This is a genomic window from Brevibacillus sp. NRS-1366, from assembly GCF_050467985.1.
The window spans coordinates 47059-68894 of the sequence record NZ_JBITPN010000037.1 but is presented as its reverse complement, the minus strand read 5'-3'; the positions used below and the strand labels follow the sequence as shown (position 1 = coordinate 68894).

Here is a 21836-nt window from a genome sequence, read left to right as displayed (position 1 = left end):
AACCACTCCTCGATATATACTCTACCGGAAAAAGGAAAAACCGACACAATTTCTCGCGTCGGTTTCTCTGCTTTCTCTGTTATCTTATGTCAGCTGGACAAGCCGTCCTTCCAGCTTTACACGCTCTTCCACCAACAGGCCAATGACCTCTACCAAAAGGCCGTGCTCTACTTCGTGGATACGCGCTGCCAATGTTTCTTTTGTATCTGTCTCTTGCACGGCTACAGGCAGCTGAGCGATGATCGGACCCGTATCGAGACCCGCATCTACCAGATGTACCGTTACCCCCGTAATCTTTACCCCGTAGTCCAGTGCCTGACCAATCGCATCTTTCCCGGGAAACGCCGGCAAAAGGGACGGATGCAGATTGATGATTTTTCCCTCGTAGGCAGATAAAAGCGTCTCCCCAACCAATCGCATGTAGCCTGCCAGTACAACCAGAGAAATATCGAGTTTTTGGAGTTGCGCCACAATCTCGGCTTCAAAGGAAGCCTTGTCAGCATACTCCTTTGGCTGAAAAACAAAAGCAGAAATCCCTAGCCGTTCTGCCCGTTCCAATACTTTGGCTCCCGGCTTGTCGCAGACCAGAAGCGCTACTTCCACACCGCCAAGCCGTCCGTCTTGGACAGCTTGGACGATCGCTTCAAAGTTAGAACCGCTTCCCGAAGCAAAAATGGCCAGCTTTCTCACCATTCCACCCCGTTGTATACGACTTTGCGCTCGCCAGCTTCCATTTTACCGATGACGTATGGCTCTTCACCCAGGTCTTTCAGCTTGGCTACGACAGAATCCACATCGTCTGCTTTGACAACCAGCATCATGCCGATTCCCATGTTAAATGTCTTGTACATGTCTGGATAAGAAATGTTGCCCGCTTCTTGAACCAGTTGGAAAATCGGCAGAACAGGCCACGAACCAACATCAATGGTCGCCTGTGTACCCTCTGGCAGCACACGCGGAATGTTTTCTGTGAAGCCGCCGCCTGTAATATGCGCCAGTGCCTTGATCTCATGAGATTCCAGTACAGACAGCACTTGTTTCACATAGATGCGGGTAGGAGTCAACAATTCCTCTCCGAGCTTTTTGCCGAGGACGTCTACATGATCATGCAGCGACAAGCCTTTGTCAGCCAAAAGCACTTTGCGCACGAGAGAGAAGCCATTGCTGTGCACACCGCTCGAAGCAAGCCCGATCAATACGTCGCCTGCTTCAACAGAAGCTCCAGTAATCATTTTGCTCTCATCAACAACACCTACCGTAAAACCAGCGATGTCGTATTCGCCCTCTGCGTACATTCCTGGCATCTCAGCTGTTTCTCCACCGATCAGGGAGCAGCCTGCCTGCGAGCAGCCATCGGAAATGCCTTTGACAATGGCTTCGATCTTTTCAGGAATGACCTTGTCTACCGCCAAGTAATCGAGGAAAAAGAGCGGTTCTGCCCCTTGCACAACCACGTCATTGACGCACATCGCTACAGCATCAATCCCGATCGTATCGTGCTTATCCATGGCAAACGCAAGCTTCAGCTTGGTTCCGACACCATCTGTACCGGAGACAAGCACCGGTTTTTCATACTTGGTTGTATCCAGGCGGAATAGAGCACCGAAGCCGCCCAAATCCGTCAGTACTTCGGGACGGAATGTGCGCTTCACGTGTTTTTTCATCCGTTCGACTGCTTCGTTCCCCGCATCGATGTCCACGCCTGCTTGTTTATATGCTTCACTCATCGTTTCTCCCCCTCACAAGGGTGCTTATATTAACACTTGAGCGCCGGAAGCGCCTCTTCAAATTCAATCTCAGTCGGATACTCCCCGGTAAAGCAAGCGAGACAATGTCCTTTATTAGGATCCGAGTCCTGACGTCCAATTGCTTCGATCATTCCTTCTACCGACAAGAATGACAAGGAATCAGCTTCAATGATTTGACGGATTTCCTCAATCGATTTGGTTGCCGCGATCAGCTCATCACGTGTCGAGGTATCAATGCCATAGAAGCAGGAGTTCATGACGGGCGGCGAACTGATGCGCACGTGGACTTCCTTGGCACCCGCCTCACGCAGCATGCGAACGATCCGGTTGCTGGTGGTGCCGCGAACGATCGAGTCGTCAATCATGACTACGCGTTTGCCCTCGACTACCTTGCGAACTGCTGAGAGCTTGAGATAGACTGCGCGCTCACGCAATTCTTGGCTCGGCTGGATAAACGTACGTCCTACATAACGGTTTTTGATCAAGCCGATCTCATAAGGAATACCTGTCGCTTCAGCAAAACCAATCGCTGCGGAAATACTGGAATCAGGCACACCTGTCACGACATCTGCTTCAATCGCAGATTCCACGGCAAGCTGTTTGCCCAGACGTTTGCGTGCCATGTGTACGTTGATGCCATCAATATCGCTGTCTGGACGGGCAAAGTAAATGTATTCAAAGGTACAGATCGAACGTTGGGTAGTCTCAGTGAACTTGGATTCACTCACGCCATTTTTATCAATGACAATCAACTCGCCTGGCTGAACATCACGCCAGTACTTAGCCCCAATAATGTCAAATGCACAGGTCTCGGAAGCAACGCAAATCGCGTCTCCCAGTCGTGCCATGGAGAGCGGACGCAATCCATTTGGATCAAGTGCAATGACCAGTTGACTTTCGTTCATCACCAGGAGAGCATATGCGCCTTTTATGTGCTGCAACGCATCTTTTACCGCTCCTGGCAGATCACGGCTCTCAGAGCGTGCAATCAAGTGAGCAATGACTTCGGTGTCGCTGGTGGTTTGGAAAATGGATCCTTTTGCTTCTAGTTCTTTTCTGAGAACGGCAGCATTCACCAGGTTGCCGTTATGGGCAACAGCCATGCTTCCTTGTGCATACCGGAAAAACAGTGGCTGTGCATTTTCAATTTTGCTGGATCCGGCAGTCGTATACCGGGTATGGCCAATGGCGATATGACCGCGGAATTTCTCCAGATCACCCTTGCCAAAAGCCTCCGCTACCAGCCCCATGCCACGATGCTTATACCACTTCTCGCCGTCGGAGGCGCAGATACCTGCGCTCTCCTGACCGCGATGCTGAAGGGCATGCAGCCCCAGGTAAGTCAGCTGGGATGCTTCTTGGTGGTTGTAGATGCCAAAGACGCCGCATTCTTCATTCAGTTTGTCCCAGATTACCCGATCAAACATGGAATCGCATCCTTCCAGGCTGCTTTCACCTCTTGAATGGAAGCATTGATTGCTTCTGTACCGTTCACATTCACTACCAAGCTTTCCCCGCCGATGGTTCCGATTCTCTCGGCCGGTACGCCGTGCTCACCTGCCAATGCGAGAATCGCTTCTGCCTGCTCCTTGGATGCACTGACCAAAATACGGGACTGCGATTCGCTAAACAGCAGCACGTCAGGACGCAGTGCAGTGTTCAATGTAACCTTTGCACCCAGGTTCTTGCCAAAGCAGGACTCAGCCAAAGCTACACCCAGTCCGCCTTCAGACAAGTCGTGAGCGGAGCCTACCAGACCTTTGCGGATCGCAGTCAATACGAGCTTTTGCACAGCCGTTTCCTTGGTCAAATCAATTTGCGGCGGACGTCCGGAGATCGAGCCTGTAGCCAGCTTTTGGTACTCGGTTCCACCAAGCTCTGCGAATGTTTCGCCCAACAAGATGATGACATCGCCTTCGTTTTTGAAATCCTGGGTTGTGATATGGTCAACATCGGTAATCAAGCCAACCATTCCGACGGTTGGTGTCGGATAGATCGCATCACCGCTGCGTTCATTGTAAAAAGAAACGTTTCCGCCGATAACTGGCGCATCCAGAGCCACGCACGCTTCGCTCATGCCTTCGCACGATTTCTCGAACTGCCAGAATACCTCAGGCTTTTCAGGGCTTCCGAAGTTGAGACAGTCTGTAATCGCGAGCGGCTCCGCACCCGAGCAAACGACGTTACGCGCGGATTCCGCTACAGCGATAGCACCGCCTACTTTTGGATCGAGGTACACATAGCGGCCGTTGCAGTCTGTACTCATCGCAAGTGCTTTGCGCGTGCCGCGCACCATGACAACTGCTGCGTCAGAGCCTGGTTTTACGGCTGTGTTGGCACGAACGATATGATCGTACTGCTCGTATACCCACGCTTTGTTTGCAACGGTTGGCTGTGCCAGCAAGCTTTTCAAGGTTTCGTTCAGATCAGCAGGCTCGTTGATCGCTGCTACTGCGTCCACATTGGCATTTGCTTCATAGTAAGCAGGCACCGCAGATGGACGGTGGTAAACAGGCGCATCATCAGCCAGGCTGTCTACTGGTACTTCGGCTACCACTTCGCCTTGGTGCAGCAGACGCAGCTTGCTGTCTTCTGTTACTTTACCCACGACAGCAGAAGCCAAGCCCCATTTGTCAAAAATCGCGATTGCTTCCGCTTCTTTGCCTTTTTCTACGACGACGAGCATGCGCTCTTGTGATTCAGAAAGCATCATTTCATAAGCAGACATTCCTGCTTCACGCTGTGGCACCAGATCCAAATTCATTTCGATTCCGTTACCTGCTTTGGAAGCCATCTCGGAGCTGGAGCTGGTCAAGCCAGCCGCGCCCATGTCCTGAATACCTACGACAATACCCGTGTCGATCAGCTCCAGGCATGCTTCGAGCAACAGTTTTTCCATGAACGGATCGCCAACTTGTACCGCAGGGCGTTTTTTCTCGGATTCTTCGGTCAGCTCTTCGGATGCAAAGGTCGCGCCGTGAATACCATCGCGTCCCGTGCTGGAGCCAACGTAAATCACTGGGTTGCCAATACCAGAGGCTACCCCTTTTTGAATCTTATCGTGGTCGATCAGACCGACGCACATGGCGTTGACAAGCGGATTTCCTTCATAGGTAGGGTCGAAGTTGACTTCGCCGCCCACAGTTGGAACCCCGATGCAGTTGCCGTAACCAGCGATACCGGCAACCACATGTTCAAACAAATATTTCACGCGAGGAGTAGTAAGCTCCCCGAAACGAAGCGAATTTAGTACCGCAATCGGACGAGCGCCCATGGAGAAAACGTCACGGAGGATTCCACCTACGCCTGTAGCAGCACCTTGATATGGCTCAATGGCAGATGGATGGTTATGGCTTTCGATTTTGAATACAACCGCTTGGTTATCGCCGATGTCGACGATACCAGCACCTTCACCTGGTCCTTGCAGGACGCGAGGTCCCTTTGTCGGGAAGCGACGCAGAACAGGCTTGGAGTTTTTATAGGAGCAGTGTTCGGACCACATGACACTGTACAGACCAGTCTCCGTCCAATTTGGTTTGCGGCCGAGGATTTCTACTACACGTTGGTATTCTGCATCCGTCAGACCGATTTCGCGGTAAATTTTCTGTTCATCAATTTGTTCGGCTGTCGGTTCTTTATGCGTGAGTTGTGACACTGCTTTTTTCCCTCCACGTCTTCAGGATCGAGGTAAACAGGCGGCGGCCGTCATCAGAGGTCATCCATTTATGGACTGAACGCTCTGGGTGAGGCATCATGCCCAGCACATTGCCCTGTTCGTTGCAAATACCTGCAATATCTTCAAGAGAACCATTCGGATTCTCGCCATGATAGCGGAACACAATCTGATTGCCAGCTTTGAGCTTTGCCAGCGTCTCATCATCACAGTAGTAGTTCCCTTCGCCATGCGCGATTGGAATCTGAATTTCTTCCCCTGCAGCATAATCGCTGGTAAACGGGGTCTCGTTGTTTTCCACGCGCAGTCCTGCCAGCGTGCAGCGGAACTTCAGTGAACGGTTGCGCAAAAGAACGCCCGGCAACAAGCCTACTTCCGTCAGAATCTGGAATCCGTTGCAGATTCCCATAACCAGCTTGCCTTCTTCTGCCGCCTTCACCACTTGCTCCATAATCGGTGAAAAACGGGCGACTGCGCCGCAACGCAGGTAATCGCCATAAGAGAAGCCACCTGGCAAAAGAATCGCATCATATTGGGAAAGATCGGTATCGGAGTGCCAAACGTAATCAACCGACACACCCATTACATCTTCAACCGCGTTGTACAAGTCGATGTCAGCATTAGAGCCAGGAAACACGATAACCGCTACTCGCATCTTTTAGCCCTCCACGATCTCAAAGCGATAGTCTTCAACCACCGTATTGGCCAGCAGCTTCTCGCACATTTCACGTACACGTTCTTCCGCCCCAGCACGGTCAGCCGTATCCAGCGTAAGCTCCATGTATTTACCGATGCGTGCATTACTTACTTCGTCAAATCCAAGGGTGTGCAGAGCACCTTTTACAGCATGGCCTTGTGGGTCCAACACGCTTTCGCGCAAAGTTACATATACAACTGCTTTAAACATGTACGTCTCCTCCCAGTCTCTTCAGCATTTCTTGGTAAGCTTCTTCTACGTTGCCCAAATCCCGACGGAAGCGGTCTTTATCCAGCTTCTCGTTTGTTTCTGAATCCCAGAACCGGCATGTGTCCGGCGATATTTCATCGGCGAGGAGAATTTCCCCGTCCGCTGTTTTACCAAATTCAAGTTTAAAATCGACCAGTGTAATGTTTCGCTCCCGCAAATAAGGGCGAAGTACTTCATTTACAGCAAGGCCCATGCGCTCAAGCGTGGCTTGGTCACTTTCGCTAGCGATTCCCAATACTTTGATGTGAGAAGCATTCACCAGCGGATCACCTAGTGCGTCATCCTTGTAGTAAAACTCAACAACTGGCTGTGGAAGGATAGTTCCTTCTTCCATTCCCAGGCGTTTGGCGAGTGAGCCAGCCGCAATATTACGTACGACTACCTCTATAGGAATAATCTCCACTTTGCGTACAACCTGCTCAGTTGCAGACAACAGGCGAACGAAATGGTTGTCGATGCCGCGCTCTTTCAGCATCGTGAAGAAAATAGCGGTGATGCGATTGTTCAGTTCACCTTTTCCAGTGATTTGCGCCCGTTTCTCTCCATTGAATGCTGTTGCGTCGTCTTTATACTCCACCCAGTATTGATCAAGCACTGATGTCCGATAAATACGTTTTGCCTTGCCTTCGTAGAGTTGTTCTTGTTTTTCCACTGTAGGAGTCACCTTCCTAGGTAAAAAGGTTAAGTTGCTGTAAATACACGAACGTTTCAAATACATTAAAACACAATCATACGCATTTATCAACGAAAAAAGAGTGAACAGACTTCGACAATAGTTCGGATTTTGGAGTAGAATTGATCATATCTTCACTCTAAACATTCGCTTACAGTCCTTCTATACCAGCTCAACACGTTCTCCTTGCCTTAGTCCCTTGCAGCAGGCTGATCTATTAGGAGGATTATTCTTGCAGACAAGAGACATTATTTACTACTCTTCTTCCACCTTCTGGCCCCTGGAAGAATGCTGCTGCCAATTTTGCCCACACTCCAATTGTGATACACTAACGGTGGACAACCACTACGTGAAAGAAGGAATTTCAGATGTTTCCGTTTGAGGTATCTTTTCCTACCCATATCTACTTTGGCATGGGCGAGCTGAAACGTTTGGGCCAGGAAGCAAAATCTCTTGGTCACAAGGCACTACTTGTAACGGGCGGCAGGGCAGCCAAGCGCACCGGCCTTTTAGACCGTGTACAGGCACTTCTACAGGAGGCCCAAGTAGAGCACATCCTGTTTGACAAAATAGAACCAAACCCGCGGACCATGACCGTAGACGCAGGTGCTGCGCTTGCCCGCGATCACCACTGTGATTTCATACTGGCAGTAGGCGGCGGCTCTGTAATGGATGCGTCCAAAGCCATTGCTGCTGCTGCCAAGTCAGGACGGCCCATCTACGACTATATGCGAGGAAACCCAAGCGGCTCGGGCCAGCAACTGGTTCCTGTGCACGACGCACTTCCGCTCATGACAGTCCCAACCGTAGCGGCAACGGGTTCAGAAGCGAACAACATCAGCGTACTGACCCACTGGGATACGCATGAAAAATCATCGATCAACGGACCTGCTCTTTACCCGAAAATCGCCATCCTCGATCCCGCCATTACGTTTACGGTTCCGGCTCGCGTAACTGCCGAATCGTGCGCGGATATTTTTTCGCATCTATTTGAAAGCTATTTAATCAGCGCTGACCAAACGAATGTGCAGGACGGCATTGCTGAGACGCTGATCCGCCTAGTGGTCGAGCATTCTCTCACCGCAATCGAACAGCCAAACAACGAAGAAGCACGGTCCACCCTGCTATGGGCAAGTACACTTGGAATCAGTCCATTTGTTCTGGCGGGCCGAGGCGCTGGAATGCCTTTGCACGGAATTGAGCATCCGCTGAGCGGAATATTCGATATGGCCCATGGCCGTGGACTAGCGATCTTATCCCTTCCTTATTTTGAACAGGTGATTCTGCCAGACCGTCCAGAACGATTGGCACGTATGGGACACCACTGCTTTGACATTATAGAAGAAGACACGCACAAGGCCGCTCTTGCCACCATCACAGCAGTTCGGCATTGGTATGAACGAATGGGCATTACAGAGACCTTGTCCGACTTTGGTGTTACCAAGGATATCATGCCCCAAATGGCTGAAGAAGCGGTACATATCGGCGGAAGAGGCGCAGGGCACTTGCCCAGCTCCCGACAACTGAATGCAGAGGACATCATCGCCATCTATGAAGCCTGCCTGTAAATCGTCTTTCACATAATGTCTGGCGAGCGTATAGGAAGGTGTGCCATAATAGAATCAATAAAAAAATTTTTACTATGGAGGTTGCGTAACAATGGCAGATCCACGGATCAATGAATTGGCCAGTCGTCTCGTCCGTTATTCTCTCAATTTGCAAAAAGGAGAAAAGGTCCTGATAGAAAATACAGGCCTTCAACCTGAGCTGGTGCGTGCTCTCGTACGTGAATCGTTTGCGGTAGGCGCCCTTCCTTTGGTAACGCTGAAAGATCAAGAAGTCCTTCGTGCGCTCTATCAAGGCACAAGCGAAGAGCATATGGCTCTCATGGCCAAATACGAGTATGACCGGATGAAAGACATGGATGCGTACATTGCGATTCGCGCATTTGACAACATCAATGAATATGCGGATGTTCCTGAAGACAAGATGGGAATCTACTCCCGTATTCTCTACCAGCCCGTACATACAAACGAGCGAGTGCCGAACAAACGCTGGGTAGTGCTGCGTTATCCAAACAAATCCATGGCGCAATTGTCTAGCATGAGTCTGGAAGGCTTCGAAGACTTCTACTTCTCTGTCTGCAACCTGGACTATGCCAAAATGTCCAACGCCATGACGCCATTGAAAGAACTGATGGAGCGCACCGACCGCGTCCACATCGTAGGTCCAAAAACAGACCTGCGTTTCTCCATCAAAGGAATCAATGCGATCAAATGCGATGGCAAACGCAATATTCCTGACGGCGAAGTTTACACCGCTCCGGTACGTGACTCCGTTGAAGGAACCATCTTCTACAATGCAGCTACCAATTATCATGGCATTTCCTTCACAGATGTTCAGTTCACCTTCAAAGAAGGAAAAATTGTGGAAGCGTCAAGCTCTAACACCAAAGCCTTGAATGAAATTCTCGATACAGACGAGGGCGCACGCTATATCGGCGAATTCGCGATTGGCTTCAACCCGCACATCCTGCATCCTATGTTGGACATTCTGTTCGATGAAAAAATCGCAGGCAGCTTCCATTTCACGCCAGGTAACGCGTATACTGTGGCAGATAACGGAAATCGCTCGTCCGTCCACTGGGATCTCGTGCAAATCCAACGCCCAGAGTACGGTGGCGGCGAAATCTGGTTTGATGACGTATTGATCCGCAAAGACGGACGCTTCGTACTGCCAGAGCTGGATGGCTTGAACCCGGAGAATCTGGTGTAAGCAAATTAGAAAACCTGGCTGCGCCATGCCTTTTGGCGGAGCCGCAGTTGCCCTTATACTGGATAAGAATTTTATAAATTCTTATCTGTACAAAAAAGCTAGGGGCAATGCTCCCTAGCTTTTTTTACTGAATCAGAAAGTATAAACCTCGCGCATCCGCTTCCTGGTTCAGCAAGAATAACCTTCCGCTAAAACGCGCTCGCTCCTCCATGAGGTGGCCTCGATAGAGTTTTTTTTATTTTCCCGAGAAAAGCAACGCTATCATCAGAAAAATTCCTCCCACAAATACCGCTCCTGCGATGGCGTACCAGAAAAAACGCAACCACTTTGGCAATTGCGCTAGGTTTACTCTTTTGTTCGAGAGTCCCTGTATTCGCTGCGCATGGTCAGTCACACTATTAAATGGGGAAATATCGTATTGTTCGTCGTCGTATTTTCTTCCCACTTCCTCTACCTCCTCACTCATCATTCCACTAGAATAGAAGAGACAATGTTACCCACGAATCATCGTTCATCTTTTCAAAAGGAGGGGCAGCCGTATGAACAAAACAGACCGCTTGTTGGCCATCGTACTCGAGCTGCAACGCAAAAATGTGGTACGAGCGGAAGATTTGGCTGACACCTTTGAAACGAGCGTACGAACTATTTATCGTGATATGCAGGCGCTAAGTGAGGCGGGGGTTCCTGTAGTAGGCGCTCCCGGATCGGGCTATTCCCTGATGGAGGGATATTTCTTACCGCCTGTCAGCTTTTCTGTTGAAGAGGCAGTTACTCTGCTCATTGGTACTGATTTGGTTGAACAAGCCTTTGACCCGACTTACGGAGCTAGAGCGAAAGCGTCTCAGAGAAAGCTGGAAGCACTCCTCTCTGAGCCGGTTCGCCAAGAGTCTGCCCGTGTCCGCTCAGCCTTTCGCCTCCTCGATACATGCGAGAATACGATTCAAGGACAAGTACTCGCATATATGGAAACACTCCGTCAAGCTATTTTGAGCCACCAAAAAGTAAGATTTCGGTATCAGAAGAGTCATCCTGGGCATGATGGGAGACGGGAAAGCGTACGGGATGTGGCCCCCTATGGGCTCGTGCTTGCTCGCGGATCATGGGTCCTCCTCGCACATTGCGATCTTCGCCAAGACATCCGAAATTTTCGTTTGTCACGAATGAGCGGCCTAACCGTTCTCGCAGACAGCTTTACGCCTCCCGATCAGTTTCAGTTGGCATCCTACAAGCCTCAGGACGATCGACACCTGCTCGTGCGCATACGTGTGAATTCAACCATCGCGGACAAAGTAAAAGAATCGAACAATTTTTTTATAGAAACAATGGAGGAGCACCCAGTAGGAACCCTTGTCACACTACGCGTTCGGCAGCTGGAGGAAATCCTGTCCTGGGTGCTTGGCTGGGGGGCCCAAGTCGTCGTCATTGAACCTCAATCCCTTCGCGACCGAATTCGTGAGGAAGCGGAAAAAATGCTGCAGCACTATTAGCGACGAAAGGATTATGGAGCCCCTACCTTCCTCCTTCAAACAACTCTGCCAGCTTTTGATAAGTCGGAGGGAACTCTGCCTGATAGCGCAAAAATGACGGGATCGGGTAGCGTACCCCGCCCTTCTGTGTACCTGCCAATCCCTCTACCAACTCGGCGGCATCACGGAAATGAAAGCTGAATGCCATTTCATGATCTTGTGTTTGGGCAAACAATCGGTCTCCATAACAGGGAACGATGACTTGCGGCTCACCCGTCTGCAATGGCTTGATCGCAATATCCGCACAATCCGCACGACTGGAAAAGGTCGAAGGAATGGAGCCTCCACGCTTGTAGAGCATCCCTGCCACCAAGCGCATGACTTGCGCCGAGTTTCCGTAAATCACGACCACGTCCGGATCGATCTCTGCGCGCTCCAGTGGAGTGGATACGTAATAGCCGCTTTCTTCAGCGGAAAACTTCGGCACATCCAGCTCACTCTTTGCACCGGCTTCCAGCGTATCCGTGTACATGCCGCAGGCGAGATTTCCTTCTGTATAAAAAGCCGGCTGCTCCTCATACCCAAATGCTACTTGCGCGATGGGACAGGATAGATCAGCACCGTTCATGGCAATGCTCCAGCCGTAGCGACGAGAAAAACTAACGGCTTGGCAAATCGTAATTTGGTAGCCGAGATCACGCTGCGGCCGTTTTGCTTTTGCAGGCAGTGCGGCTTCATCCTTTACGATTTTGACGCCAACAGGAAATGTTTCTGTACGCACATACGATTGAATGGCTTGATTCAGCTCTTTTGCGTTCAAGTTTATTACCTCCTCCAAAATGGCTGTACTCCGAATTTTTCGTCTTTTTCAAGCAAAATCCTTCTCTTTTTATTCCCACTCTTTTGCATGTTATCATTATACATTATTTTCAAATTAGCTTACAAAATCGTAAGGTTGCGGAAAGGAAAATCAATGTCGGCTGAAACCAAACCTTGCTAGGATAAGAGGTAACAGGAACGGCTTGGAGGATATCAATGAAAAAGCTTTTGTATATCAGCACTTTCTTGCTTGGTTGTCTACTGCTGGGATGCTCTTCGCAATCCCTGGAAGAAGTACAAGGACTCGGAAAAGAAGAAGCGGCTCAAATTGCGGCCGCCGCTGTCAGACAATATTATCAGGTAGATGTGGATACCATTGACCGCGAGATTACGCTGGAGGACCCCTCCAAGCTAGTAGACGCCGCTACAGGTAAACCTATCTATAAAGGAATACCTGTGCACGCCGTACTGACACGTCAGCCCGTCAATGGAGATGTCTATGGCTTCCACGCGATCATTGAGCCCAAGACAAAACAAGTTCTCTCGTTATCGATCGATGCGATCGGATTGAATGGAGAAAAAGCGACGAAAACAATCGCGGATGCCGATCTAGAGAAAGCGGCTGCCGAGTTTATACGAACGAAAAAACTGCTCACTCCCTCTGCCTTCGAGCTTGTAAAATCCTCTGACGCGGGTGCCCATACCACCAAGCGCTACTTCTACTATTCAGATGGACAAAACGCCGTTGCCATCGGCGTGGATACTGACCTGCAGCAAGTGGTGACCTTCACATACGATTAGTTCTTTTGCCTGGGAATCTATCTTCCGGGCTTTTCGCCATCTGTTTTCGCCTCCTCAACACAATCTTTCACAATTCCTTCTATACATAATTTGGACAACTAGTAAATTGATGATAGAGTAGTAGATAAGCACATATTTCCAAAGACCAACTAGCGCCATTTGTGTACATAGACCACCAGTTTGGAGGAGGGATCTTTCGATGAAAGCTATATTGGTCGATGACGAGCACCTACCTTTGATGCATCTGCAAAAAGTGCTGGAACGCGATGTAGCTGGTATTCAGGTTATCGGGGCGTATTCAGACCCTCTTTTGGCAATCGACATGGTGAAAACGCTCCAACCAGACGTCGTATTCCTGGACATTAACATGCCGGGTATCAGCGGTCTGGAAATCGGAGAGCAGCTTCAATTGTTCCAACCTGCCCCTGAAATTGTCTTTGTGACGGGCTATGATAAATATGCAGTTGATGCTTTCGAGCTCTGTGCGCTGGATTACATCATGAAGCCAGTTCAACTCAAACGTCTGCAAAAAACGATAGAGCGGCTAAGAGACCGGATCAAGAGTGAACAAGAGGTAAGTGTAGAAGCTAAGCCTCTGATTTCGATTAAATGCTTTAACCACATTCAGTTTCAGCTTCCTGACCAAGAACCTAAGGTCATTAAGTGGCGTACCGCCAAAGCGAGGGAGCTCTTTGCCTATTTGTTGCATCACCGAAATCGGATGATTGACAAAGAAACGTTAATTGAGCTTCTATGGCCTGACTGTGATTTGTCCAAAGGAGTGACACAGCTTTATACGACGGTCTACCTGATCCGTCAAACGTTGAAACAACACGGACTCGGAATTGTTTCGATCACCAAAGGAAATTTGGAAACCGGCTACAGGCTTTCAGTCGGGCTCGTTCATATTGACGCGGAGGAATGGGAAAATCATGCGCTTCAATTAAGTCCACCTACCATTCACAATGCCCAAGTATATGAACGCATTTTAGAGATGTACACGGGTGATTATTTCGGAGAGTACGAGTATCTCTGGGCAGAACATGAGCGCGAGCGTCTCCGTCGGCTGTGGCTGCAACTGGCGAAAAATTTGAGCAGCTTTTATGTCGAACAAGATATGATGCAATCAGCCACAAAAGTAAATCAGCTGATGCAGCAGCTTCATCCGCTCGTTGAAGACAGCTATTTCACTTTGATGAAGTTATATGCCTTGGCAGGCAATCACGCTGCTGTAGAAGAACAGTACGAACTTTTGGTATCCAGATGGGAGCAAGAACTAGACTTTCCTGTCACTTCTGAGATCAGCACTTGGTATGAAGCTTGGCGTAGGGAAACGATACAGGCACCCTAAACGGAGCTTTCTATTCAAATAGAATCCTCCTGTTCCGTGCACATTGCCTCCATCCCAGCCAAATAATCTCGCAACTCGTTGCAGGGGGTCATTCATGAAAAAGCTTGGGCTTTACAGTATATTTACCGTTTTACTTATAATCACCTTTATCGTGCCTTACTCAATTTCTGCCGTCTATGAGCCTGCCATAACGTACTCACCGAAGCCAATCCCTGATGTATTGCATAATCCATACATGGGAATCGCGCCAGATGCCCGTTCTACTACGATTGAACAAGGGCACACGCTTGTATATGCCAATATTTCCTGGAGAATGCTGGAGCCTGCAAAAGGTGATTATCAATTTGATCAGGTAGAAGAAGAACTGCAGTTTCCAAAATGGTCGAGCAAAGACGTAAAGTTTATTATCCGCATCATAATGGATATACCAGAGAAAAAGTCGCAGATGGAAATACCTGACTGGCTCTACGAGGAGCTAGACGGGGATGGCGAGTGGTATGAAAACAGTTATGGAAAAGGGTACAGTCCTAACTACAGCAATCCACTTCTCATCGCTTATCATAAAGATTTGATTACCAAGCTGGGCGAGCACTATAAAACTGATCCACGCATTGCTTTCGTGGAATTAGGCAGTATCGGACACTGGGGGGAATGGCACACGGACACATCCATTCCTTTTCCAAAGCTGGCCATTACCGATCAGTACGTGCAGCCTTATCTGGACAATTTTCCCGACTCCATCCTGTTGATGCGCAGACCTCATCCTATTGCTAAGCGATACAAAATGGGTCTGTTCAACGATATGTTCGGAGACGAAAAGCCAACAGGTGAATATTTCACCTGGATCCAGCAAGGGTACGAATCCTGGCTTTCCAAGGAAACAATGCCAGCCATGCCTGACTTTTGGAAGTACGCGCCAAGTGGCGGGGAATTTTCGCCATCCCATTCGCTGAGCAGTTATTTCCGTGATTCTTCCATTGATCAGTTGATCAGTCAAGCACAATCGACTCATGTCAGTTGGCTCGGCCCCAACACGCCCGCTCTCTTTTTAAAAGACGCGGAGCAAGAGGATAACTTGAACCTCTTTTTGAATACGATTGGCTATCGCTTCTCCCTCAGCAAGGAGAGCCATGCCAACACCGTGGCAGCGGGAAACAACTTAAATGTGACGATGGATTGGGAAAATAGCGGTGTTGCTCCTTTTTACTTCCCGTGGACGCTAGAGCTGTCCCTCGCCGATCAAACAGGAAAGATTGTCGCCAAAACAGCTACTGCGGAAGATATCAGAAAGTGGCTTCCCGGCATGACTACGTCGTCCCAAAGCCTGGCGATTCCCGCTAACCTGCCTGCAGGAGAATATACTCTTTGCGTAGGCATACTGGACCCTCACACCCAAGAGCCAGCCATTGAATTTGCCATGGAAGGCAAGCGGACAGATCTGCGGTACACATTGGGAAAAGTGGTTGTCGTCACCAAATAACAAAGAAAAACCCTTCTGTTGACACAGTTTACAGTGTCATAGAAGGGTTTTTCCTCTTTCATGCATTGCTACATGCGCTTACGATTACGGTGCATAATCTCCGTTATAACTCACCAGGGATACGTTCTTCACGCCATCGATAACAGACAATTCATTGACAAAGGTCGTATTGTCCCCCTTCAGTTTCACTTCCACAATCATTTCTACCATATCTTTGTTCACTGTTTTCGACTTGAGAGCGCATTTTAGTTTGTTCAACTGATATTTAACGTTGTCATTCGCTTCTTCGTGATAGTTAATGATGAGCAGATACGCCATATCCTTTAGCTGCTTTTTCGCTAGCAGTAAAATCGTAGCGGCTACTACTAGCGATCCTAGTACAGATACCGGATATACGCCAGCACCTGTGGCAATGCCAACAGAGATCGCCCAAAACATAAATACGATGTCCAGCGGGTCTTTAATGGCCGTACGAAATCTGACAATACTAAGTGCCCCAACCATCCCGAGTGAGAGAACGATATTGGTGCTGATCGTCATGATAATCAGGCATGTCAGCATCGTCATCGCCACCAGCGTGATGTTAAACGTGTGACTGTAGACGACTCCTCGGAATGACCTTTTGTAGATGTAATAGATAAATAGCCCAATGACTCCTGACAATATCAAGCCAATGATCGTATCGATCACGGAGATTGAGGCGAATTGGTCCATTTTTAATACGCTTTTTTTGATGATATCCTGAAAACTGATTGTATTTTCCATAAAACCAGACTTCCCCTTACGCTAGAGATTATAGTATTTTTTGCTCTCTTCTCTGCAAATGACATATTTGGAGATAGCCGACCGCTGATTGCTGAGATGCTGGAGCAGGTAACTGACATTGGCAGGCAAGAAATGATCAAACTTTACTTCCATAATCATCATCGGCTGACGAATCGCCCTCACCATCATGATTTGGTCATCAAAAATATCAAGCGTATTGACGTTCGTCATCAGTTGCTTGTCAAAAGTGATCCTGACATTTCCTGCTTCCATCAGATAAGCCTCGCGAACATAATCGGTGATGACTCGTGGCTGGAAGAGATGATTCTTGAATTCGTAATAAAAATCGTGCAGCAAATCGTTTTTTTCCTCAATCAAAAACTCCGTCTGTCCTGCCATGATCTGCTCATATCCATCACGCGTGATCGTCGCGGCTTCCTTGCAAATATATCCGCCGAATTTACTCTTTCTCTCCAGCTTCATGACTGCGTCACTTTTGTTGTAAATGCGGATGCGATACTTTTTTCTTCTGAATACGCCGTAGTTTTTTTCATACAGAGCGGTGTCATGGATATCATCAAAATACAAGCTGCGTATATGATAGCCCTCTTCATCCACGGAATAAGGATCTTGCGTTGTGATCATCCGAAGCTTTTGCCGTAGAGGCTCGTAATCATGCAGATGAATGTAGTACTTTAATTCATGCCGTAATCTCTTGTTGCCAAGCTGCAAGCCTGGACTCTGGATTCCCCTCATTTCAGCACAAACTCCTTCACCCCATGGTAAGTAACCTCATCATTATCCACTCTATCGAATGCCGTCTGTTCATTTCCTTTTCGATCCCGCACAATTACTTTCCAGTAAAAACGGCCCTTCCCCGGATATTTGGCAGTATAATCCGCTTTGGTTAATCCGGTTGCCTTTGTGTATACTTTGGTGAGAGCAGGATCGTAGCCAATGGTAATGTCATAGGTCAGATCATCCCCCTGCAAATCGTAGGAATGGTCCCACGTAAACAAGAGCTTGTCCCCCTCTGCTTCCGGCTCTCCCATGAAAAAAGGCATCGGATTCTCTTGGGCTTCATAGTACCTCTTCTTGTTCCGTTCGGGCTCTCCTGAGATAATCCCGTATTCATAATCAAACTTGGAGACATCCTGCGGGAGATTATACAAATCAGGCTGTTGCTTTACGTACTTGCTTGCGATTGGGTAGTAGCTTTGCAAATATTTGTCCGTCTGCTCTTTGGTAATAATTTTACTGAGTTCCTCGATTTTTTCATTCAGCACTTTTACGTTTTCCGGGTCTTTAAACACGCGGCGATGCAAACCGGAGATCCAGTAATTGGAAATCCCAAATTGCCATTTGCCGACTCCGCTTTGGGGACTGCGCTTTGTCTCTTCCTCAAAAAATCCCCACGATAAATCATAGTCCCACGGAAGCAAGTACCATTTTTCCGAATTGGAAGGACTATATAAATAAAAGTTATGGTCGGACGTATCTGAATTTCCCATCAATATATTGGCCGCTACCCAGGTGTAGTAGTTCTCCCGGTCAAAATGCTTGTCCAGAAAATCCTGTACGTTCATAATCGGATCGTGGAGATCGTCGAGCATCGAGATGAGCTTTTGATGATCCTCACTGCCCTTGATCTCAAGAATGCTTTCGAATGCCTGTTTATCGTAGGTTGGGTCCGTAGCGAGTTTAATTTTGTCCTCGTAGCGATGGAACTCGAAATCATTGGTTTTGTAAAGATTTCCGTTCCGATCCAAACCGTGCGACTGTAAGAAGTATTTGTTTGGCTGCTCGATTTGAGTGAACAAGCCGTAATCCACATAATCACGATCCGGTTTTTTACCGGTCAAATCTTTGATTTTTAAATTAACAAATTGGGTCCGCAAGCTTGTCATGTTCGGAATCTGTTCGAAATAATCAAAACTGAGCTTTTGACGAACCCGAGTAATGTCCGGCCTGTGTTTGTTCAGGTTGATATTCGACTGGTCTCTCCAGTTTCCGGTGCTTTTGAACAAGCGCAGCTTGTACGACTTTTGCTGGAAGGCACGACTGGATTCCCCCCGTACCTCGATTGTGCCATTTGCCCTCGTTTCTCCGTATCCAAATAAGCCCGTTGCGGGACCGTCCGCTGTTCCTTCCTGCATGATGATCTTTGCCTTGAGGTCCTCTCCCTGCTCATTTATGCCATCAAGGGACCGATTGATTTCAGAAAACGTCGTTGTTTCCGATTCATCATTCTCTTCGTTTACAATTGTGACGTATAAATAAGCGATGCTGCCATCTACGTCCTGCTCATACACTCTTCTGTTTTCAACCAAACCCTCGCCGCCCGCTGTCTGCGTTTGCTCCACATGACTGGGTGCCGCTGTTTGGACATCCTTTTGCTCAGTCGCTTCCTGTGTGCATCCAGCCAAAACAGCCCCTGCGGCGAGAATGCTCAGTATGAATGGTTTTTTCCCCAACATAACTCCTCCCAAAATTCCCAAACGATTTATCCCATCTTCTTTTCCTTTGTAATCAGGGGCTGCAAGCAATAGGTATAGTAATCAATGTTCTTCATAAAGTACATCAGTCTACCCAGTCCAGCCACGAGTGCGATACATGTGGAAACAAAAAAGGAAAAACCGTAATTCTCAAGCGATAGCATCGCTATGGTAATTGCAATCGTACTGCCCAGAAAAAGGCTGGTCACGGCGAATGCTCCTTTGCGATCATCGAAGTAAAGCAATAAAAGTATGACGACAAACATCACGGCATACAGGAATCCCGCAATGACGAGGATGTTGAATCTCTCAATCTGCTCCGACGAAAATCCGATATGTGGGAGCAAGGTAATGCCGAGTGCGAGCGAAACAAATGTAAAGAATAATTGAATCTCCATCATGAAGCTGAGCTCCTGCCACAAGGTCTGAATCATATCTGTTTTCGCCCGCTTGATATCCCTAACCGACCCGATCCCCAAAATCGTTCCGTAATACGTTCGATACTTTTCATAAAACGCGGTCTCCACGGAAACGACAAACACCACCATCGTGGGAAGTATGCTCAGGGAAGCGTAGAAAGCAGGCACGTCATAGGAAGGTGCAATTAAGTAGGTATTCGCTACGCTCTCCTGAAGCGGACTGCCAAGCCAGAACACAAAATGATGTACATAGAAGCCGAGAGAGCAGAAAAGCCCTGTCCCCAGTAAGCTCGGAAATTTCTTTATATACAGAAAAAAATCAAAATAGTTTCTTTCTTTTTTCGGAAAATAGCTCTCCAGATGGACCATAGACCATACGATCATCGTAAAAAAACCAAGGTCTAATGAGAGCAGCATCGCGATACCTTTTTCCACGTCGGTCAGATTCAACAACAGCAATGCTGTGGTAATCGTCACCGCCACGGCGACCAAATATCCCCTAATGATCCGCATGTAATCTTTCAATGCTGATAAATAAGTAGATTGCAGCCACACCACGATGAGCTCCACAAAAAGGAGATACGCTGTGAGCTTAAATGGTCCAGGAAGCGGCGAAACCCAGTAAAACACCGCTCCTAACGTCCCACCGAGACATAGGCACGCCGCAATGACACCATACAGCGAAGCAATGATGTCGTTATACTCTCTCAAATAAATCTTGTCTGCGATATAGCGGGAAATCACCATAGAAAAACCGCTAGTAATCAAAAGTGAAAACACAAACGCATAAACGACAGCCGCCAAAAATGCCATTCTCTCTATATAGGAGACTTCCAGATGCAGAAGAATCTGCTGCAAGACGGTGATCATCACCATGCATAAAAGCATCGGTCCGACTGTTACCAGAGAAGAGAACGCGTATGCTTTCATACTTGACAGATATCCCTGATTCCGGAACATTTTCTTTAGCTCAAAGCCTATCCCTGCCATGGTTTTTGCACCTCATATTCCCGATACAAATTCCGGTATGCCGTCAGAAAGTTCGTATTCGTGTACATATCCGAAACTCTTTTGTACCCATTTTCACCCATCTCCAACCGCATTGCCTCACTCTGGCACAGTGTAATGATGGCTTGTGCAATTTGGGCAAAATGCATCACAGGTACAGTTATGCCGGCTTTCCCATAGCCATCTCCATTGCCATACAAAAGCTCCCTGCAGCTGCCCACATCAGTCGTGACAAACGGCTTGCTGCAAGCCATTCCCTCCAGAATGACCAGCGGTTGTCCCTCGCTGATACTCGTCAGAACGAGGAGGTCCATTTTCCCGAGATGCTCTTTTACATTTACAGGGCCGGTAAATGTAACGTCCTCCAGCTCCAGACTCTCTACAAGCTGCAAGCATTCCAAATAATATTCCTCATCCTCATCTGTCGGTCCCATGATCATGAATCGTGCTTCGGGCACCTGCTCTTTCACCAATGCGAAGCTGTGAATCATCGTTTTGATATCTTTGATTGGCACTACTCGAACGACGGCACCGATCGTTATTGGTTCTTCCGCTTTTTTCTGCGGCAGATTTTGATAGTCGCCCACGCGTACCCCGTTTGGAATAATCGTGACCTTCTTCTGTTCACAACCCAGCTCGACTTGAATTTCTTTGTTTCTTTCGAATAACGTAATGACATGATCCGCGTAAGAATAGGCGCATTTGGAAAGGTTGTAAAAGTAATCAATCCAAATATCCTTGAAATGACCCTTGATCCAGTTTGCCTTAATAATCTCTTCTTCTCTTTCGCGTGTATAAATACCGTGTTCTGTCAAAAGAAACGGTTTGCCAAACAGATGCTTTCCAAGGCTTCCTGCGACTCCTCCGTATCCGGTGCAAACGCTGTGGTACAGATCAGCTTGTGGCATTCCTTCTTTAATAATGAGACAGAGCGGCAACACCATCGAGCGGATCATCCACAGCATTTCCGTAAAAGGAATTTGCGGGTATTTTTGCTCGCAAAGCTTTTGGATAATCTCAAAAAAGTCTTTACTCGTTAGAAAGTTGGCCACGGAAGGAACCTTTTCTTGTGTCAGCATGGAAAAAAGCGTATGCCAGTTGGCTGTGCTGCCGTCCAGCAGAGAGAGTACAGCCTGCTGCTCTTCTTTGCTCAAAGAAAGCCGTTTGCCCGGATCGGCCTCTTCCTTCAGATAGGCATCCAGGAAAACCTCTTTGATCTGAACGACATTTGGCGGCAATTCATAGACGTAGTTGCCCTTGCTTTTCTCTTGTGCGCCAATGGCGTAAATGATGAACTCATGCTCCGGCATCCCAGTGATCAAAGAATGAATCCAGCTTGATACGCCTCCCATGATGAACGGGTAAGACCCTTCGGCAATCAGACATATTTTCATGG

Annotated in this window: 20 protein-coding genes; 6 read left to right on the top strand and 14 right to left on the bottom strand. The window is 48.2% G+C overall.

What is annotated here, in order from left to right:
* Positions 1 to 84 precede the first annotated feature (84 nt).
* The 7 genes from purN to purC are packed head-to-tail and all read right to left on the bottom strand — an operon-like array spanning position 85 to position 7040.
* Complete coding sequence (gene purN / locus ACIFQN_RS25225; protein WP_429835784.1) at positions 85 to 693, bottom strand: phosphoribosylglycinamide formyltransferase; 609 nt, start codon at positions 691 to 693, stop codon at positions 85 to 87.
* Positions 687 to 1727, bottom strand: a complete 1041-nt coding sequence (gene purM, locus ACIFQN_RS25220; protein WP_429835783.1) for a phosphoribosylformylglycinamidine cyclo-ligase — start codon at positions 1725 to 1727, stop codon at positions 687 to 689. Before purM ends, purN begins: the two co-directional genes overlap by 7 nt.
* Before the next feature lie 29 nt (positions 1728 to 1756).
* The gene (gene purF / locus ACIFQN_RS25215; RefSeq protein ID WP_429835782.1) at positions 1757 to 3175 is read right to left on the bottom strand and encodes an amidophosphoribosyltransferase; all 1419 of its coding nucleotides are present in this window, start codon (positions 3173 to 3175) and stop codon (positions 1757 to 1759) included.
* A complete protein-coding gene (gene purL, locus ACIFQN_RS25210; protein ID WP_429835781.1) occupies positions 3160 to 5403 on the bottom strand; it encodes a phosphoribosylformylglycinamidine synthase subunit PurL in 2244 nt (747 codons plus the stop codon). The genes purF and purL overlap by 16 nt, the downstream gene beginning before the upstream one ends.
* Positions 5384 to 6076 (bottom strand): phosphoribosylformylglycinamidine synthase subunit PurQ, encoded by a 693-nt coding sequence (gene purQ / locus ACIFQN_RS25205; RefSeq protein WP_429835780.1) that lies wholly within the window; start codon positions 6074 to 6076, stop codon positions 5384 to 5386. Before purQ ends, purL begins: the two co-directional genes overlap by 20 nt.
* A gap of 3 nt (positions 6077 to 6079) precedes the next feature.
* A complete protein-coding gene (gene purS, locus ACIFQN_RS25200) occupies positions 6080 to 6328 on the bottom strand; it encodes a phosphoribosylformylglycinamidine synthase subunit PurS (protein ID WP_429835779.1) in 249 nt (82 codons plus the stop codon).
* The gene (gene purC, locus ACIFQN_RS25195; RefSeq protein WP_429835778.1) at positions 6321 to 7040 is read right to left on the bottom strand and encodes a phosphoribosylaminoimidazolesuccinocarboxamide synthase; all 720 of its coding nucleotides are present in this window, start codon (positions 7038 to 7040) and stop codon (positions 6321 to 6323) included. The genes purS and purC overlap by 8 nt, the downstream gene beginning before the upstream one ends.
* Positions 7041 to 7429: 389 nt before the next feature.
* On the opposite strand from purC, the gene ACIFQN_RS25190 reads away from it, so the two are divergent.
* Both ACIFQN_RS25190 and ACIFQN_RS25185 read left to right on the top strand, forming a co-directional pair.
* Positions 7430 to 8629 (top strand): iron-containing alcohol dehydrogenase, encoded by a 1200-nt coding sequence (locus tag ACIFQN_RS25190; protein WP_429835777.1) that lies wholly within the window; start codon positions 7430 to 7432, stop codon positions 8627 to 8629.
* Positions 8630 to 8720: 91 nt separating this feature from the next.
* Positions 8721 to 9836 carry an aminopeptidase gene (locus ACIFQN_RS25185; protein WP_429835776.1) on the top strand — a complete coding sequence of 372 codons (1116 nt, stop codon included), beginning with the start codon at positions 8721 to 8723 and terminating at the stop codon, positions 9834 to 9836.
* Positions 9837 to 10071: 235 nt separating this feature from the next.
* On the opposite strand, the gene ACIFQN_RS25180 is transcribed toward ACIFQN_RS25185, so the two are convergent.
* The gene (locus tag ACIFQN_RS25180; protein WP_429835775.1) at positions 10072 to 10281 is read right to left on the bottom strand and encodes a hypothetical protein; all 210 of its coding nucleotides are present in this window, start codon (positions 10279 to 10281) and stop codon (positions 10072 to 10074) included.
* A gap of 94 nt (positions 10282 to 10375) precedes the next feature.
* On the opposite strand from ACIFQN_RS25180, the gene ACIFQN_RS25175 reads away from it, so the two are divergent.
* Complete coding sequence (locus ACIFQN_RS25175; protein WP_429835774.1) at positions 10376 to 11323, top strand: helix-turn-helix transcriptional regulator; 948 nt, start codon at positions 10376 to 10378, stop codon at positions 11321 to 11323.
* A gap of 22 nt (positions 11324 to 11345) precedes the next feature.
* Here the strand turns inward: ACIFQN_RS25175 and ACIFQN_RS25170 are convergent, their stop codons facing one another.
* A complete protein-coding gene (locus ACIFQN_RS25170) occupies positions 11346 to 12122 on the bottom strand; it encodes a DUF169 domain-containing protein (protein WP_429835773.1) in 777 nt (258 codons plus the stop codon).
* Between the two features lie 215 nt (positions 12123 to 12337).
* Between ACIFQN_RS25170 and ACIFQN_RS25165 the strand changes: the two genes are divergently transcribed.
* The 3 genes from ACIFQN_RS25165 (at position 12338) to ACIFQN_RS25155 (ending at position 15753) form a co-directional block, all read left to right on the top strand.
* Positions 12338 to 12922: a hypothetical protein gene (locus ACIFQN_RS25165; RefSeq protein ID WP_429835772.1), complete on the top strand. Its 585-nt coding sequence runs from the start codon at positions 12338 to 12340 to the stop codon at positions 12920 to 12922.
* Positions 12923 to 13121: 199 nt separating this feature from the next.
* Entirely contained in the window at positions 13122 to 14273 is a 1152-nt protein-coding gene (locus ACIFQN_RS25160) for a response regulator (RefSeq protein ID WP_429835771.1), read from the top strand.
* A 94-nt stretch (positions 14274 to 14367) separates the two neighbouring features.
* On the top strand, positions 14368 to 15753 hold the full coding sequence (locus tag ACIFQN_RS25155; RefSeq protein ID WP_429835770.1) for a DUF4832 domain-containing protein: 1386 nt from the start codon (positions 14368 to 14370) through the stop codon (positions 15751 to 15753).
* An 84-nt stretch (positions 15754 to 15837) separates the two neighbouring features.
* Here the strand turns inward: ACIFQN_RS25155 and ACIFQN_RS25150 are convergent, their stop codons facing one another.
* Genes ACIFQN_RS25150 through pelF form a run of 5 tightly spaced genes read right to left on the bottom strand, consistent with a single transcriptional unit; the run spans position 15838 to position 21834 of the window.
* Positions 15838 to 16518: a DUF4956 domain-containing protein gene (locus ACIFQN_RS25150; RefSeq protein WP_429835769.1), complete on the bottom strand. Its 681-nt coding sequence runs from the start codon at positions 16516 to 16518 to the stop codon at positions 15838 to 15840.
* 21 nt (positions 16519 to 16539) lie between these two features.
* Complete coding sequence (locus tag ACIFQN_RS25145; protein ID WP_429835768.1) at positions 16540 to 17274, bottom strand: polyphosphate polymerase domain-containing protein; 735 nt, start codon at positions 17272 to 17274, stop codon at positions 16540 to 16542.
* Positions 17271 to 18995 (bottom strand): CotH kinase family protein, encoded by a 1725-nt coding sequence (locus ACIFQN_RS25140; protein ID WP_429835767.1) that lies wholly within the window; start codon positions 18993 to 18995, stop codon positions 17271 to 17273. The genes ACIFQN_RS25145 and ACIFQN_RS25140 overlap by 4 nt, the downstream gene beginning before the upstream one ends.
* 26 nt (positions 18996 to 19021) lie before the next feature.
* A complete protein-coding gene (pelG, locus tag ACIFQN_RS25135; protein ID WP_429835766.1) occupies positions 19022 to 20362 on the bottom strand; it encodes an exopolysaccharide Pel transporter PelG in 1341 nt (446 codons plus the stop codon).
* Positions 20363 to 20409: 47 nt separating this feature from the next.
* A complete protein-coding gene (pelF, locus tag ACIFQN_RS25130) occupies positions 20410 to 21834 on the bottom strand; it encodes a GT4 family glycosyltransferase PelF (RefSeq protein WP_429835765.1) in 1425 nt (474 codons plus the stop codon).
* Positions 21835 to 21836: the final 2 nt, after the last annotated feature.